Origin of the sequence: Acinetobacter pittii (assembly GCF_034064985.1) — a bacterium.
Taxonomy (GTDB): domain Bacteria; phylum Pseudomonadota; class Gammaproteobacteria; order Pseudomonadales; family Moraxellaceae; genus Acinetobacter; species Acinetobacter pittii_H.
The window spans coordinates 3,552,013-3,568,018 of sequence record NZ_CP139249.1; the positions used below are offsets into that span (position 1 = coordinate 3,552,013).

The 16,006-nt window shown below is 36.3% G+C and carries 13 protein-coding genes; 6 read left to right on the plus strand and 7 right to left on the minus strand.

Features of this window, described 5'->3' with window-relative positions; genetic code table 11:
- Window positions 1-128 precede the first annotated feature (128 nt).
- Window positions 129-2,282, plus strand: coding sequence for a fatty acid oxidation complex subunit alpha FadB (fadB, locus tag SOI76_RS17010; protein ID WP_104080661.1), 2,154 nt, complete (start codon window positions 129-131; stop codon window positions 2,280-2,282).
- Window positions 2,283-2,294: 12 nt separating this feature from the next.
- Window positions 2,295-3,467 carry an acetyl-CoA C-acyltransferase FadA gene (gene fadA / locus SOI76_RS17015; RefSeq protein ID WP_104080662.1) on the plus strand — a complete coding sequence of 391 codons (1,173 nt, stop codon included), beginning with the start codon at window positions 2,295-2,297 and terminating at the stop codon, window positions 3,465-3,467.
- A 47-nt stretch (window positions 3,468-3,514) separates the two neighbouring features.
- On the opposite strand, the gene SOI76_RS17020 is transcribed toward fadA, so the two are convergent.
- From SOI76_RS17020 to SOI76_RS17030, 3 genes are all read right to left on the minus strand, one after another.
- Window positions 3,515-6,520: an ATP-binding protein gene (locus SOI76_RS17020; protein ID WP_104080663.1), complete on the minus strand. Its 3,006-nt coding sequence runs from the start codon at window positions 6,518-6,520 to the stop codon at window positions 3,515-3,517.
- Window positions 6,521-6,635: 115 nt separating this feature from the next.
- Window positions 6,636-7,127: a hypothetical protein gene (locus tag SOI76_RS17025; protein WP_205668478.1), complete on the minus strand. Its 492-nt coding sequence runs from the start codon at window positions 7,125-7,127 to the stop codon at window positions 6,636-6,638.
- 250 nt (window positions 7,128-7,377) lie between these two features.
- The gene (locus SOI76_RS17030) at window positions 7,378-8,025 is read right to left on the minus strand and encodes an RBBP9/YdeN family alpha/beta hydrolase (RefSeq protein ID WP_104080665.1); all 648 of its coding nucleotides are present in this window, start codon (window positions 8,023-8,025) and stop codon (window positions 7,378-7,380) included.
- Between the two features lie 71 nt (window positions 8,026-8,096).
- Here SOI76_RS17030 and hmrR point away from each other — a divergent pair, with 71 nt between their 5' ends.
- Complete coding sequence (gene hmrR / locus SOI76_RS17035) at window positions 8,097-8,462, plus strand: MerR family transcriptional regulator (RefSeq protein ID WP_002114700.1); 366 nt, start codon at window positions 8,097-8,099, stop codon at window positions 8,460-8,462.
- 21 nt (window positions 8,463-8,483) lie between these two features.
- On the opposite strand, the gene SOI76_RS17040 is transcribed toward hmrR, so the two are convergent.
- Window positions 8,484-9,242, minus strand: coding sequence for a hypothetical protein (locus SOI76_RS17040; protein WP_104080666.1), 759 nt, complete (start codon window positions 9,240-9,242; stop codon window positions 8,484-8,486).
- Between the two features lie 177 nt (window positions 9,243-9,419).
- Between SOI76_RS17040 and dsb the strand changes: the two genes are divergently transcribed.
- The 3 genes from dsb to SOI76_RS17055 all read left to right on the plus strand — a co-directional run bounded on the left by dsb (window position 9,420) and on the right by SOI76_RS17055 (window position 12,645).
- On the plus strand, window positions 9,420-10,121 hold the full coding sequence (gene dsb, locus SOI76_RS17045; protein ID WP_104080667.1) for a DsbA family oxidoreductase: 702 nt from the start codon (window positions 9,420-9,422) through the stop codon (window positions 10,119-10,121).
- Window positions 10,122-10,480: 359 nt separating this feature from the next.
- A complete protein-coding gene (locus tag SOI76_RS17050; RefSeq protein WP_104080668.1) occupies window positions 10,481-11,623 on the plus strand; it encodes a hypothetical protein in 1,143 nt (380 codons plus the stop codon).
- A 125-nt stretch (window positions 11,624-11,748) separates the two neighbouring features.
- Entirely contained in the window at window positions 11,749-12,645 is an 897-nt protein-coding gene (locus tag SOI76_RS17055) for a selenocysteine synthase (RefSeq protein WP_104080669.1), read from the plus strand.
- A gap of 86 nt (window positions 12,646-12,731) precedes the next feature.
- Here the strand turns inward: SOI76_RS17055 and htpG are convergent, their stop codons facing one another.
- The 3 genes from htpG to SOI76_RS17070 form a co-directional block, all read right to left on the minus strand.
- Window positions 12,732-14,651: a molecular chaperone HtpG gene (gene htpG / locus SOI76_RS17060; protein WP_104080670.1), complete on the minus strand. Its 1,920-nt coding sequence runs from the start codon at window positions 14,649-14,651 to the stop codon at window positions 12,732-12,734.
- A gap of 101 nt (window positions 14,652-14,752) precedes the next feature.
- Window positions 14,753-15,106: a lysozyme inhibitor LprI family protein gene (locus SOI76_RS17065; protein ID WP_104080671.1), complete on the minus strand. Its 354-nt coding sequence runs from the start codon at window positions 15,104-15,106 to the stop codon at window positions 14,753-14,755.
- Window positions 15,107-15,293: 187 nt separating this feature from the next.
- Window positions 15,294-15,884 (minus strand): OmpW/AlkL family protein, encoded by a 591-nt coding sequence (locus tag SOI76_RS17070; RefSeq protein WP_104080672.1) that lies wholly within the window; start codon window positions 15,882-15,884, stop codon window positions 15,294-15,296.
- Between the last annotated feature and the right edge of the window lie 122 nt (window positions 15,885-16,006).

Sequence of the window (16,006 nt, forward strand, 5' to 3'; positions counted from 1 at the left end):
GATACAACTTGTCAGGTTTTTTTTAGATATAGTTATCGTAAGATTAGCGAAGCATAAATGTGTACCTAAGATGTACATACGCTTCATAACATCAACTTAGAAGTCCTCCAAAACTAAGGAGATCAGGCATGATCCACGCTGGCAATGCCATTACCGTCCAAATGCTTTCGGACGGAATTGCAGAATTCCGCTTTGACTTACAAGGTGAGTCGGTCAATAAATTTAACCGTGCAACAATTGAAGATTTCCAAGCTGCTATTGCTGCGGTAAAAGCAAATAATGATATTAAAGGCTTAGTTGTTACCTCGGGTAAATCAACATTTATTGTTGGGGCAGACATTACCGAATTTGGTGAAAACTTCGCACAAGGCGAAAAAGCGATTGTTGACTGGCTTATGCCTGTTCACGAAATCTTCAATAGCTTTGAAGATTTAGAAATTCCAAAAGTTGCTGCTATTAACGGTATGGCGTTAGGCGGCGGTTTTGAAATGTGTTTAGTTTGTGACTATCGTGTGATGTCAGAAGCTGCACAAGTGGGCTTACCGGAAATTAAACTTGGTATCTACCCAGGTTTCGGCGGTAGCGTACGTTTAAGCCGTCTGATCGGTATCGACAACGCGGTTGAATGGATGGCGATGGCTGCTCCTAAAAAACCGGCTGCTGCTCTAAAAGATGGTGCTGTAGATGCGGTTGTAGCTGCTGATAAATTACTTGAAGCTGCAACTGACTTAGTTAAGCAAGCAATTTCTGGTCGTTTAAACTGGAAAGCAAAACGTCAAGAAAAACTTGAAGCTGTAAAATTGAACCCGCTTGAACAAATGATGGCGTTCAATACTGCAAAAGGTGCAGTACTAGCGAAGGCAAATCCTGCTCAATACCCTGCTCCAAAATTATTACTTGATTCATTACAAGCGGGTGCAAGCCTTGCGCGTGACGAAGCATTAAAAGCTGAAGCGGAAGGTTTTGCAAAAGCTGCGATTACGCCACAAGCTGGTGCATTGATTGGTTTATTCCTCAATGATCAAGTTGTTAAGAAAACTGCTAAAAAACATGAAAAAGGTGCACACCCTGTAAACCAAGCAGCTGTACTTGGTGCTGGTATCATGGGTGGTGGTATTGCTTACCAAGCAGCAAGCAAAGGTACACCAATTATCATGAAAGATATTGGTAATCCACAACTTGCTCTAGGTATGAAAGAAGCAAACAGCTTGTTAACTAAACAAGTTGAACGCAAGAAAATGAAACCTGCGCAAATGGGTGAAACCCTTGCACGTATCCGTCCTACTTTAAGCTACGATGAGTTTAAAGAAGTTGATATCGTGATCGAAGCAGTTACAGAAAATCCAAAAGTAAAAGAAATCGTTCTTGCAGACACTGAAAAGAATGTTCGTGAAAATACGATTATTGCTTCTAATACTTCTACGATTTCAATCACGCGTTTAGCAAAAGCATTACAACGTCCTGAAAACTTCGTTGGTATGCACTTCTTCAACCCAGTTCACATGATGCCGCTTGTAGAAGTAATTCGTGGTGAAAAGACTTCTGAAGAAGCGATTGCGACTACTGTTGTTCTTGCTCAAAAAATGGGTAAAACACCAATCGTTGTAAACGACTGCCCAGGGTTCTTAGTTAACCGTGTATTGTTCCCTTACTTCGGTGCGTTCGACCTTCTTGTAAAAGACGGTGCAGACTTCCAACAAGTTGACAATGTAATGTCTAAGTTTGGCTGGCCAATGGGTCCTGCTTACCTCATCGACGTTGTAGGTATCGACACAGGTGTACATGGCGCAGAAGTCATGGCTGAAGGTTTCCCAGACCGTATGAAGCCAGACTACAAAGGTTCAATCCAAGCAATGTACGAAGCTAAACGTCTTGGTCAAAAGAATGACGTTGGTTTCTACAAATACGAACTCGATAAGAAAGGCAAGAAAGCAAAAACTGTTGATCCAACAGCGTATGAAATCATTGCTCCTTTCGTCACTGGTGAAAAACGCGAGTTTGATAACCAAGAAATCATTGACCGCATGATGCTTGCTTTCTGTAACGAAACAGTTCGTTGCTTAGAAGACAACATCGTTGCAACTGCTGCTGAAGCAGACATGGCAATGATTATGGGTGTAGGTTTCCCTCCATTCCGTGGTGGTCCATGTCGTTATATCGACCAGACTGGTGTTGCTGAATATGTTGCACTTTGCGACAAATATGCACACTTAGGTAAGGCTTATGAAGCGCCACAAATGTTGCGCGACATGGCTGCTAACAACAAAAAATTCTACGGTTAAGGAGCAACGTGAATGGCTACTTTAAATCCACGTGACGTTGTCATCGTTGATGGCGTACGTTCTGCAATGGGTAAAACCAAAAACGGTATGTTCCGTAATGTACGTGCTGACAGCTTATCTGCTGAATTGGTTCGTGCACTCGTTGCTCGTAACCAGTTTGATGTAAACGAAGTTGAAGACCTAATCTGGGGCTGTGTAAACCAGACTCTAGAACAAGGTATGAATATTGGCCGTAACATCGGCTTATTGGCTGACTTACCAAAAACTGTAGCAGGTCAAACTGTAAACCGTCTTTGCGGTTCTTCTATGCAAGCGCTTCATACTGCTGCTGCACAGATTGCAACCAACCAAGGTGATATCTTCATTATTGGTGGTGTAGAGCACATGGGCCACGTAGGTATGATGCACGGCATCGACTTAAACCCAGAAGCATCTAAGCACTATGCGAAAGCCTCTAACATGATGGGCTTAACTGCTGAAATGTTAGGTCGCATGAATGGCATTAGCCGTGAAGAGCAAGACGCTTTTGGTGTTGAATCTCACCGCCGTGCTTGGGCTGCAACTCAAGAAGGCCGTTTCAAAAACGAAATCGTTGGTGTTGAAGGCCACGATGCAAATGGCTTTAAAATCCTTTGCGACATCGACGAAGTAATTCGTCCAGATGCAAACCTTGAAACGTTCAAAGCATTACGTCCTGTATTCGATCCGAAAGGTGGTACTGTAACTGCGGCTACATCTTCAGCTTTATCTGACGGTGCTTCTGCAATGTTGCTTATGTCTGCTGAACGCGCCCAAGCTTTAGGTTTAAAACCACGCGCTGTCATTCGCTCTATGGCTGTTGCAGGTTGTGATGCTGCAATCATGGGTTACGGTCCAGTTCCAGCAACTCAAAAAGCGCTTAAACGTGCTGGTTTAACGATGGCTGATATTCAAACTATCGAGTTAAACGAAGCATTCGCTGCTCAAGGCTTATCAGTAATGAAAGGCTTAGGTATTTATGACAAGCAAGACATCATTAACTTAAATGGTGGTGCGATTGCTTTGGGTCACCCACTAGGCTGTTCTGGTGCACGTATCACCACTACGTTGTTGAACGTAATGGAACAACAAGATACTCAAATCGGTCTTGCGACCATGTGTATCGGCCTTGGTCAAGGTATTGCAACAGTAATCGAACGTGTTTAATTAACACCAAGATAAAAAAATCCCCGCTCAATGCGGGGATTTTTATTTTATTTTTGTATCCAATTTGGATAAATTGTATTAATAAGCTTACTAATTTTTTCTTCTAATTTTTTATATAGTGTTAGAAAATCTTCAAATTTTAAATCTTCAAACTCTTCATCTCTTGAATCCCACGTAGATCTCACTAATTCATTATCTTCTAAATAGTCTATTCTAATATTCGGCCCCGCTTCTAAATCTTTAGAAAAAATATAGAATGGTAGAATTAAATGCTTAACATTTAAGTTCTCTAATCCGACTAACCGCTCTACTAGAATTGATTTAGTAAATAAGGCTTTAAATTCTCTAAAAAATATTTTAGACATCCACTCTTGATTAAAATTAATTCTTTTCCTATCTTGTTGTATTGCAAATTTTATCTGATTAACTATACGAAAATCCCCACTTTCGATCTCATGTGTTTTTTCTGTCGAATATCGTACAATTTCTCCTCCTCCTTTAATTTTTTCAGTAGAAACAAACCCACCTTTATCAATCCAATCTTGGTCAAAATAGTCTTTAAACCAACTATTAAATGGAGCTGGATAAACTAAATCATTAGTTGATAAATTAGATATATCAAAATTAGGATTTATGAACTCATCTATGTAATAAAAATTAAATTTTTTTAGACTTAACAAATCTTTAAAACTTTTATTATAAATCTTACATTTTTTATTTTTATGTTTATAATTAGGCCATTTATCAACATTAAACATCTGAATTTCTTTCCAAGAAATCTTACTCTTATCCTCATTAAAACAAAAATCAAATAAATCAATAATTTTACTATCTTTTAATATATCTATAAGCTGATCTTTATACTCATCTAGAATATGCCTACATAACTCATGCAAAAATCTATGCTCAATAAATTTACGCTCAAAGTCTTTACTCCATTCATTTCTATTGGTTTGTAGTGTACTTTTTGCTTCTAAGCCAAAAAACATTAAATAAAAACCAAATATCTGATTATAATAACTTATTCTACCAACGTTCTGACCTTTAAATCCTCCATCAAGTCTACTATGAAGTTCATTTAAATTGGAAATTTTAATTTCATCAACTATTAAATAAAGACTGTATTTATCCACCCAAATAATATTATCAAAAGTGTTTTTTTGTTGAGGAAAAACACTATTAATTTTCACCTGCCATTCTTTATTAAATTCATAAGGCAAACATATATTTCTCAAGACTTCATCTTTTATATTCTCAACTTGCGTGGCTATATTAAACACATCAAACATTTCCTCCTTTAAAGGGTCATGTTTTGTATACAAAAATTTATATAGCTCTGAGTTGTTGTAAGAATAACTTCTAGCTCTTCTTTTCTTTTTTAATCTCAAAATTAAAGTTGTACCTATATCTTTTTTTATTTCTTTTTGCTCTTCAATAAAACAATAACCTTTTTTAGATTTTAATGGAGAATTTAATTCAATTTTGTATGTCTTATAATCAACTGAATTTGTACTAATAATCGTAATTTTCTGATCTTCCTCATTGATATCTTTTAAGAGCAAAAAAGCACTATGCAATCCTATTCCAAACTGGCCAGATGGTCTCATCCATATTGGCATTCTATTGATTATTTTTTGACGCTCTATATTTCTACTCGAACCTGCAACCTTTTGCATATAATTCAAATCAAGTAAACTAATTCCAGTTCCTTTATCTTCAATTTTAAATTCCCACCAAGCATCATCGCTACCATCAATAATTCCGATCCGTTCAAAGGATATTTCAAGAGCATAACTCTTTAAAATATTTTGTACTTTATTATCAAAAGGATGGGGATTTTTGGGTAATTTTATACGTCCTTTCTCAAAATCACACCATACTTGTATTAATGTTGCATCGATTGCATTTTGAATTAACTCTCTAAAGATATTAGTATCATTTTTATATAATCCACTTCCTTCTAAAATCTCTAAGGCATTGTTTTCATCAATAGAAAATTTCATTGGCTTATTGCTTAATAAAATTTTATTACCTTGCATCCTTACGTCTAGCTGCTCAATTGTTGGTAAAGAACCAAACTCTAAGCTTGGTACAATAAAGTTCCATTGAGACATTTGATTTTGGAATTCTTGACGTATCCAACCAAACCAATTTTGAGTTTCGACATAAGACATTTCATCAGGACATTCTGCGACAAGCTTTACTGTTCGTTTATCAAGTTGAAATTCACGCAATGATAAATGCTTATCATGATGATGTTTACTTACAGAGGGCATATTGCTGACGTGCTTTGCCATAACAGGGCAAAAGCGGTTGTCATCTAAATCAAATAGATCACCTAAACGAAGTAAACACCCTATAAAACGCGGATGACAATCTTCAGTCCCCAAACCAGTTTGTTTATAGAGAAGTGTTTCCATTAAAGTATCAAAATTCATACCATGAGAGACACAAATTTGCCCTAAATATCGATAAATTCGGTTTGGTAATAGTTCAGTTCTGGGTGATGTAATACCTAGATCTTTAAAGGGATCTTCAACAATCTTGCCAACTCGCTTGTCATGCCCGCGTCGAAACCACTCAGCAACTAATTGACGGTATTGCTCAATCCCATCAAAAGGATGGTCTACAATACCAATGGCTGATAACCAATTTTGCTCAACATAAGCTTGGCAAAATTTTTGAAGATCATGCCCTTTTTCATTTGCTATTGTTTGAATCATGAAATTGAAATCAGGATTTGTATGGACTTCTTTTGCATTTTTAGCATCAACCAACATGCCAACATCATGCCAATAAGCCGCTTCAAGAATAAGCCAAGTATCAGTAGCACTTAATAGTTCAATATCATTTCCTAGAATTCGCTCGATATTCACTAAAATCTGCTGTGAATGTGAAGCATTATGATTACTAAAATGTGGGTAAAAACCACCAATATTTTCTAATGCTTTTCCTACTAACTTTTGATCGAACTCCCATTGAGCATATAAAATTGCAACATTATCATCTGCCTCGCATTTATTCTTGAGGTGTTGAATTAATCTTGTACTCATATCTTTATTTTTAAATAAGTATAGTTATACCCATAATAACGCAACTTTTATTTTTCAATCCAAATAACAGATTCTTTTTAAATAAAAATCCCCGCTCAATACGGGGATTTTTATTTTATCGGCCTTTTAAACCATCTTGTATTTGCTGCTGTAATTTCATGAGGTCACTAATATTTACTTTCATCGTACCTTCACGATAAGCATCGACATTACTTCGGTTAATGTTCAAAGGTCTTAACATTTCAAAAATACCATTGGTTGGATCAGAAGACTGTATCCCCCCTGCTACCGCTAAAATGTATTGTTGTAAGAATGGAGAAAGTTGAGACAGATCAGGCTGTGCCATAACTGGCTGATAATCTACCGTAGTCATGCCTTCAGGGACTAAAGCATTCTGTATATCGTAATGCGTTTTATACTCATGATGTTGAAGAGTCTGACGCACTTTTTTATCTTCTTGGAAGGGTACAAATCCTACCTCTTCACGTAGCTCAGATTCAGCCATAACGCGAATTGTTGGTAAAGTCGCTACTTCCTCTGCTTGAACAGTCGGTAAACCCATAAAAGCAAATGCAGCAATGAAGGCTGATTGTTTTAGAAAGTTCATAACTTGCTCCAAAAATCAGTCACCCTATTTCAATTAAAAGATGATGATTAAATTAAAAGTATCTATAAATAGGCTACAACAAAGTCGAATTTGATTCAGTAATGCTCAGATAAACGGTAAATATAATTAAAATTTTTAATGTAATAGTAAGAGACTTTATTTATTCAAGAATGAAATTGATATACAACACTCTATAACTTGGACAAAAGAAAAGTGTTCAGATTATAGAGTGCGATTTCACTTATAAATTTTATTTGCTCTCTAACATCTCTTTTAAAGAATTCACGACTTGCGGAAATTTCGTATAACCTTCTCTACCCAAAAAATGCCCACCATTAGGAACAGTAATGTACGGTGCATCAATTTCTTTCGCCAATTCAATAGTCAGTTTGGGCGGAACCAAATCATCATTATCAGATAAATACACCAGCTTTTTCTTTATATCCTTAAAGTAATTTGTATCGACTTTACTCTTGGTTATATAACTATTAAGTACAGAAGAATCTGAAATGAAACCAGAGAATCCAGATACTAAAATCATTCCTCCAATATTTTGATAATCGTGTCTTTGCAAAAATTGCAGTAACGTAATCACCCCTAAACTGTGCGCAACAAAATAAGTATTTTCATCCACACTCGGGATCTGTTGATCTAAAACCTTCTGCCATGCATCTACATCCGGATTCTCAGAATCTGGAAATGGAATTAAGGTAACAGAAGTGTGTTCATCTTCTATTTGATGCTTTAAATCTTGAAACCAGTGATCATTTATAGAAGCAGAGTAACCGTGAAGTACAAATATTTGACGCATGTTCTTCTCCTGAAGTTCAAGTATTTTGGCATTTGCAACAAATGACATTAATCCGAATAACACCAATAAAATGAGTTTTCTGATCATTGAACAAGTACCATTTTGAAAGATAAAAACATGCTAAACTATGACACCAATGTTAAGGTCAACCCCATTTTATGAACTTAGCTAAAGTTGCCGAGCTCACAAAAGTAAGTCCTCGTATGCTGCGTTATTACGAGAGCTTAGGGCTTATACAGCCTCTTCGAGCAAGTAATAACTATCGAAGTTATACGCAAAAAGATATTGAAAATATTAAGAAAATTAAAATATTAAATGATGCAGGCATGCATCTAAAAGATATCCAGGTCTTGCTGCCTTGTTTTGATTTAGATGAACGCGTATTTACACTATGCTCAGTGGTTCAAGAAAAACTGCAAACTGAACTCATGCATGTGTCTGAGCAGTTAAACAAACTACAAACTTCTCAAAGTTTATTACAATCTTTTTTAACCAAAGGAAAAGTCGAGAGCACCAAATCATAATATTTAATGCTCATGCTCCGCTTATTCTTTTAAATCTCCTTCCAGCGCAGCCACATTCTTTTTCTTAATTTTTTCAATTTTTGCATTTAGCTTTAGAACATCTTGATAAAGCCCATTAAACATTTTGACCTGAGCATTTTCATGAAAAAGAATCATCTGATCTTTCTTCTGCCATTCATAATTTTTTAAGAGTTTAAACATTTCTTCTGCTTTATCTAAAATTTGTAGCTCAATCATAAAAATTGCATGGTCTTGATCTGCTTTTTGCTGAGTTCCCAATTTCATTTCAAGAAGTTGCCTCATCTCTGCATCAACAGATAATTCTTGAACCTTTGCTAAGAAAGTTTTATGAATCTTTTCATATTCAGTCTGATACAGATCTGACGCTTTACGGACATCAGCTAGCATCTTTTCGGTTTCTGCAAATTTTTGTTTTTTATCAAGATCTAAACGGTCCACATTTAAAAAAGTATCCCATTTGGCTGCTTTGAGTTCTCTTAAGTATGCATTACGTGCATTAATATTTTGAATCCAATAACTTAAAAGGAATTCTGAAATTTGCTTATAGTGTCCTGCCAAACGCTTATCGTGAATATCAAGCTGGACGGGTTTAGACCAGTCTTGTGCTTGTTCGTAAAGCTGATTCATTTTTTCAGTCATGACGACATCAAACATTTGACTACTGTCTTTAGCTTGCTGCTGTTTGATATGCTGATAGGTGAAAAAAATAATGCTTGTGATAACAATCAGACTTGCAATCGCAATCAAAACTCGGCGCATACACACCTCCTATTTCCCTTTTTATAGTTTTGCTCTTTATAGTTATAAAATAGAGCTTATTCTTCTTTATATGCCATTTATTTCACAATACGCAACACTGTATTCGCTACTCAAAGCTTTAAATCCTTATCCATCATCCCTATTATGATGGGTAATTAAAATTTATGAGATTCTCCCATGCGTGTAGATGTTTGGTCTGATGTAGTTTGCCCTTTTTGTTATATCGGCAAAAAACGCCTTGAGCATGTAGCTGCTGAAGCAGGTATTGATCTTGAAATTCACTGGCATAGTTTTGAATTAGATCCTGATGCGCCAGCAAAACATGACACTTCAAATACTGAGCGTCTAGCTAAAAAATATGGCCGTACCTATGAAGAGATGGAAGAAATGGAGCGCAATATTGCGGCCATGGCTGCTTCTGAAGGTATTGATTTCCAATGGCAAAAAGCCAACTCAGGCAATAGTTTTAATGCACACCGTATTATTCACCTTGCGCAAAGCAAAGGTTTAGGCAATGAAGCAAAAGAAGCTTTTTTTCATGCTTATATGACCGAAGGTCTCGCAATTGGCGAACGTGAAGTTGTAGAAGAAATTGCATCTCGTATTGGCCTTGATAATGCCGAAGTTGAGTATGTACTAGATACCAACGAACTATCTGACTTTGTGCGCCATGATGAAAAAATTGCACAAGAGCAGCTTAATGTAACTGGTGTGCCATTTTTTGTATTCGACCAAAGAATCGCTCTTGCTGGCGCTCAACCACGTGAAGTCTTTTTACAAGTTTTGGAAAAAGCACAACTCAAAGCAAATACTGAAGAAGTCGAGCAAGATGATGCGGCTGTTTGTACTGATGAAACTTGTGATGTTCCAAAGAAATAAATAAACACAATTAAAATGTGATCAAATCGTATGTTTTATCATCATTTTAGCAATAGAGCGTTCTAAAAAAAGAACTATCTAATTGCTAAAAATCAGTTTATTATTGCCGCTTAGAATATTCGCGCTGTAATGTTCTGTTTTTTATGTGTTTAATGATCGGAATTTAAAGTTTCCTTGATCTATCATCCCCCTTTACTGGGGGATTTTTTTTGGCTAAAAATAATTGCTAATAGCTTAAACTTTTTCATTTATTTCAAATATGTAAAAAAAGTTAAATTTACTTAACTTTTGTGTCTCCCTCTTGATTTTATTAGAAAAATCAACAAAAGTGGAAACAACAACAAAACATAAAGATAGATATGAAAACATTTCATGTAATGCCGTACCGGCAGCTTTTTGCACTTTTAACGATTGGATTTGGTTCAGTATGCATCGCTCATGCAGAGACCGCCTCTTCTTCTGCAAACCAACAAATAGGAAGTACATCATCTGGAGTACAAACTGAAGTCACCACAGACGAGAACCTTTTAGATCAAATTCCGCGCTGGGTGGATGCAACCCCAACCATTTTTCCAGAGCAGTCTAATGAGCCTATTGTTCCGCCTACCGAGCAAACCGAAGATCAAACTTGGGTTGACCGAAAACAAAAGAAAATTCGTAATTGGGCCGATCGTACTTCTGAAAAAATTGATAATTGGTTTGGTGAAGTTGATCCACAAAAACCGGCAACAGCAACCATTCGGGTAATGGTCGACAATTATTGGAATGAATACGACAACTTTGAAATTAAGCCCAGAATTCGCGGTAAGATTAAGCTACCTACATTAGAAAAACGTCTAAGTGTGGTATTTGGTGATGACTCTTTAGATGATGAATTTAATAACAGTCCAGCCAATATTAATCAGAACCCGAATCAAGATCCAAACAAAAAATTAGATGGCAAACGAACTCGAGATGACAACAGCTCAATTGCTTTACGTTGGTCAAATTTCTCTAAAAAACTACCTTTTGAAACTGATGCAGACTTAGGTATTCGTTCTGGAGACGATATTTATGTTCGTTTAAAAGCATCGAGAGATTGGCAACTCCGTAATGATTTTAAGTTCTATGCTGAGCAAATTTATCGTTATGGAATAGACAGCGAAAACTACTTGCGTACCAATCTCGAACTTACACATGCCAGACCAAATCAACCTTTTTTATCCAATCAGTTCAGCCTGACCTATGCTGATGATCAAGACGATGATTTAGCTTGGGAAAACAGAACTTTCCGCGAGCACAGTTTCTTTGCAAATAACCGTTTTAATTATGGGATTTATACAAGTGGTTATTACAACGACAATGACTTACGTTTAAACAGTTGGGGACCGTTTGTTTCATGGCGCCAACCCGTTTTACGTGAATGGTTCTTTGTACAAGGCGATGTAAATTACTTTAATGACCACCGCGAAGACCGTAATCATTTTGTCAGTACCTTCTTGCGCTTAGAAGCACTTTTTTAAGCTAGCCAACATCACCTTGGAACCTCATCCAAGGTGATGAATAATAAAATACTTTTAAATAAAATTTTAAGCTTAGCCTTCTAAAGTACTGTTCTAATTTTATTTTTGATTCCTTCTCTTTAAAAATGAATCAATTTTCTTCTTTTTCATTTCAAAATAGATCGGCTATCTTCATTTGTATTTATAGTTTGGGTGTATTGGCTTTACTTCCCCATTCTCAATTTTTTTATCACTCTCTAAAATATAAAAGGTCACGGCGTTATCCCTACTCTTCTACAAGTTTCACTCAAGTAAAACGGCAATTACTTTCGCACTCTCCTTGTGAAGTAGAGACAAACAATGCTTTATCTGATGCTGGTTTAATTCAAGAGCTTATGGCTGTATTTGGAAATGATACGTTATGGAAACGTGCGACTCAGCCTGAACAAACTTATAAAGCCTTTGGTAAGAAAAAGAAGAAGACCTCATCGGCACAGGTTTCGGCTACTAATCCACTGAGTGCAAGCTGGGCCACTATTTCAACTTGGATACCCTTTGAAAATGATCTTGATTTAGGATCAAACTCTGAGAGTGATGTGTATGTCCAGTTTCTGGCAAAAAAGAAATGGAAGTTGAGACATAACATTAGCTTTGATACAGAGCAGATATTTCGCTACGGATCTACTAGCCGAAATTACACTGAAACCACGCTAAACCTAACGCAAAAAATGCAAGATAACACATTATTTTCTAATAAATTTAATGTAAACAAGAGCGAAAATGAAGATTACAACTGGGGTAACTGGACTTTCCAGCAATTTGAATTCGTAAAAGATAATAGTCTGACTTACGGTGTGTATAGCGGTGGCATCTACACCAAAAATGATATCCGACTCAATAGTTGGGGTCCCTACATTTCATGGCGACAACCGATATGGAGAGATTGGATTTTTATGCAAAATGATCTTAATTTTTTTAACCATCTTAATGATGACTCTAAGCATCAGCTTAGTGTCCAAATGAATCTAGAAGCTAATTTTTAGCCAAATATCATCAAGTTGTGGATAACTCTTTCTTTATCCACAAAAAAGCCCCTGACAGTTCAGAGGCTTTTTTTTATATCAAAAAATTATTTCAACAATAAGCTATTAATGCGTTTCACGTAAGCAGCAGGGTCTTCTGGTAAACCACCTTCAGCAATCACAGCCTGATCAAAAATCACATTTGCCAAATCATCAAACTGCTCTGAACCTTCAAGTTTTTTCACTAAAGGATGCTCAGGGTTAATTTCTAAAATTGGCTTGATTTCTGGCACTGCTTGTCCAGCTTGTTTCAGCATACGAATGAGTTGGGGAGATAGCTCACCTTCACTTGTTACTAAACACGCTGGAGAATCAACTAGACGTGTAGTTACACGTACTTCTTTAGTCTTAGCCTTTAATGAGTCACTTAATTTCTCAACAACAGGCTTAAACTGTTCAGCTGCTTGCTCAAGTGCCTTCTTCTCTTCAGCATCTTGCAAATCGCCTAAATCAACAGCGCCTTTCGACACATTCTTTAATGGCGTACCGTCAAACTCGTGAACAAAGTTCATTGCCCACTCGTCAACACGCTCTGCCATTAATAACACTTCAATGCCTTTTTTCTTAAACAACTCAAGCTGCGGCGAGTTTTTCGCTGCTGCTAGACTGTCAGCAGTCACATAATAGATGGCTTTTTGGCCTTCTTTCATGCGTGCCTTATAGTCAGCAAAAGAAGTCGTTACTTCATCATTTGTTGAAGTCGCATAACGTAATAATTTTAAAATACGTTCACGGTTACCAAAGTCTTCACCCAAGCCTTCTTTAATTACTGAGCCAAACTCACTGTAGAATGTCTTGAATTTTTCTTGGTCTTTTTCATCTTCCGATTTAGCCAAACCATCAAGCAAAGTTAATACACGACGCGCATTACCTTCACGAATTGTTTTGACATCACGGCTTTCTTGCAACAACTCACGGCTAACATTAAGCGGTAAATCCGCACTATCCACGACACCTTGAACAAAGCGTAAATAGTTTGGAATTAAATTATCCGCATCATCCATAATAAAGACGCGTTTTACATAGAGCTTAATTCCTGCTTTTGCTTCGCGCGTAAAAATGTCATGTGGCGCTTTACTTGGGATATAAAGTAATTGCGTATATTCCGTACTACCTTCCACACGGTTATGTGCCCATGCAAGCGGCGCTTCAAAGTCATGAGTTAAGTTTTTATAAAACTCAATATATTGCTCTTCAGTTACGTCGCTTTTATTACGTGTCCATAAAGCACTTGCCGAGTTGATCGCTTCCCACTCGTCAGTTTTGACCATTTGGCCGCCTTTAGGTTCTTCACCTTCAGCAACTTCTTCTTCCTGCCAAACTTCTTTTTGCATTTCAATTGGCAAGCTAATGTGGTCAGAGTATTTATTAACAATCTGCTTAACTTTATAAGATTCTAAATAATCAAGCGCATCATCACGTAAGTGAAGAATAATGTCAGTACCACGTGACGCTTTATCAATTTGCTGAACTTCAAACTCGCCTGTGCCACCACTAATCCAGCGCACCCCTTCAGATGCATCTAGACCTGCACGGCGTGACTCTACAGTAATCTTGTCTGCAACAATAAAACCTGAGTAAAAACCCACACCAAATTGGCCAATCAATTGAGCATCGGCTTTTTGATCACCAGTCAATTTTGACATGAAATCTTTAGTACCTGATTTTGCAATGGTACCCAAGTTATCAATTGCTTCTTGTTGGCATAAACCAATACCGTTATCAGAAATCGTTAAGGTTTTATCTTCTTTATTTAAGCTGATTCGTACATGTAAGTTTGGATCATTTTCATAATATTCAGGATGATTAATTCCTTCAAAACGTAACTTATCACATGCATCTGATGCATTAGAGATAAGCTCACGTAAGAAAATCTCAGGGTTAGAATAGAGAGAATGCGTCACTAAATGTAAAAGCTGTGCAACTTCTGCTTGGAAACTATAATTTTGTGATGCTTGTTCACTCATAAATCACTCCTTAAATTTTGAAGCTGTTTGTTCTCGAATGCTTTATGAATGGAGTACTTCTAGAATTTTTCAATCCTGAATATTAAAAATTTTTACTCTAATTAAAACGGACCGTGGCTTAACACTCTATCTTGCAATATCGTGTCTAACTGTTTTTGGCGTTGTTGATAAGCTTTGCTGATACAACTTACGCCAGCCGCACAAGCATTTCGCTTTTTCAGCCATTGATATTGAGCATCTTTCTGACTATCACGTCCACCCATAGGTAAAGCATGCAGGACAATTTGATACGTTGTTGCCATTTTTACATCAGCATCATTTAAAGAACGATTTTTACAAATACTTTTTTCCGTTTTCGTTTTTGCAGCATCGCACGAAAAACTTGCAGCTTGTAAATTTTGAGTAAAAGCAATACCGCTCAAAAGTGCTAAACAAATCACTAATTTGTTATTCATGTTTTTATTCCCATGCTTGTAATGAATAGAAATTAGTTTAGAAAAAAACTTGCAGAAGATATGTATAAAACTGTCTGTTTTATGCTTTTTTTAGTGCAAATAAAATCCATAAAAAAACCTCACATAAAATATATGTGAGGTGCCTGAGTCTAGGTTTATTATTATATTTTTCTATTTATTATTATGCTTAAAATTTATAGCTATAACCCAAAGTATAAACAAAAGGATTAATATCTAGATCAAACTTGTAGTTAGCAATTGATGGATCAATTGTTACTTCAGGACTAATATCAGCATAACGTACATCTACAAATACACCCCAGTTTTTAGCATCAGCAGGTTGGAAATTAAAACCAACTTGACCTGCCAAACCAAAATCTTCTTTAACCTTTACCGCTGCACCTTCTTCATCCCAAGGAATAAATGCTGTAGCACCAATACCAATATACGGTGTGAAACGTGTAGAGTTTTTAAAATGATATTTTGCAGTAATTGTTGGTGGTAATTGTTTTATACGTGCTGCATTTTTACCATCTAGCAATACATCATGATTAATAGGTGTTGCTAATAATAATTCTGCCGAAAATGGAGACTGACCAAAAAAGTATTCCACCGATGGTGTAAATGCATATTCATGATCTGCTTTTACTACACCTAAATCCGTTGTTGTATCTTCTGATGGAGCAATAACACTACCACCAAATTTCACTTGCCAGTTACCAGCAAAAGTAAAAGAAGACATCCCCATTAATGCAATAACCAAAGCTTTTTTGAACACTTTAATATCTCCAACCTTATTTATATTTATAATAAACATTTATTTTAAAACCATGCAATACTCATTATAAAATTATTTTATTATTTATTTTTAAATAACTGTTTTAAATAAAATTATATATT

Coding starts and splice junctions, on each gene's coding strand:
- SOI76_RS17040 (WP_104080666.1), bottom strand. CDS start 9,242: ATGCGCCGAGTTTTGATTGCGATTGCAAGTCTGATTGTTATCACAAGC.
- SOI76_RS17055 (WP_104080669.1), top strand. CDS start 11,749: ATGAATCAATTTTCTTCTTTTTCATTTCAAAATAGATCGGCTATCTTC.
- htpG (WP_104080670.1), bottom strand. CDS start 14,651: ATGAGTGAACAAGCATCACAAAATTATAGTTTCCAAGCAGAAGTTGCA.
- SOI76_RS17030 (WP_104080665.1), bottom strand. CDS start 8,025: ATGATCAGAAAACTCATTTTATTGGTGTTATTCGGATTAATGTCATTT.
- SOI76_RS17020 (WP_104080663.1), bottom strand. CDS start 6,520: ATGAGTACAAGATTAATTCAACACCTCAAGAATAAATGCGAGGCAGAT.
- hmrR (WP_002114700.1), top strand. CDS start 8,097: ATGAACTTAGCTAAAGTTGCCGAGCTCACAAAAGTAAGTCCTCGTATG.
- SOI76_RS17050 (WP_104080668.1), top strand. CDS start 10,481: ATGAAAACATTTCATGTAATGCCGTACCGGCAGCTTTTTGCACTTTTA.
- fadB (WP_104080661.1), top strand. CDS start 129: ATGATCCACGCTGGCAATGCCATTACCGTCCAAATGCTTTCGGACGGA.
- fadA (WP_104080662.1), top strand. CDS start 2,295: ATGGCTACTTTAAATCCACGTGACGTTGTCATCGTTGATGGCGTACGT.
- dsb (WP_104080667.1), top strand. CDS start 9,420: ATGCGTGTAGATGTTTGGTCTGATGTAGTTTGCCCTTTTTGTTATATC.
- SOI76_RS17065 (WP_104080671.1), bottom strand. CDS start 15,106: ATGAATAACAAATTAGTGATTTGTTTAGCACTTTTGAGCGGTATTGCT.
- SOI76_RS17025 (WP_205668478.1), bottom strand. CDS start 7,127: ATGAACTTTCTAAAACAATCAGCCTTCATTGCTGCATTTGCTTTTATG.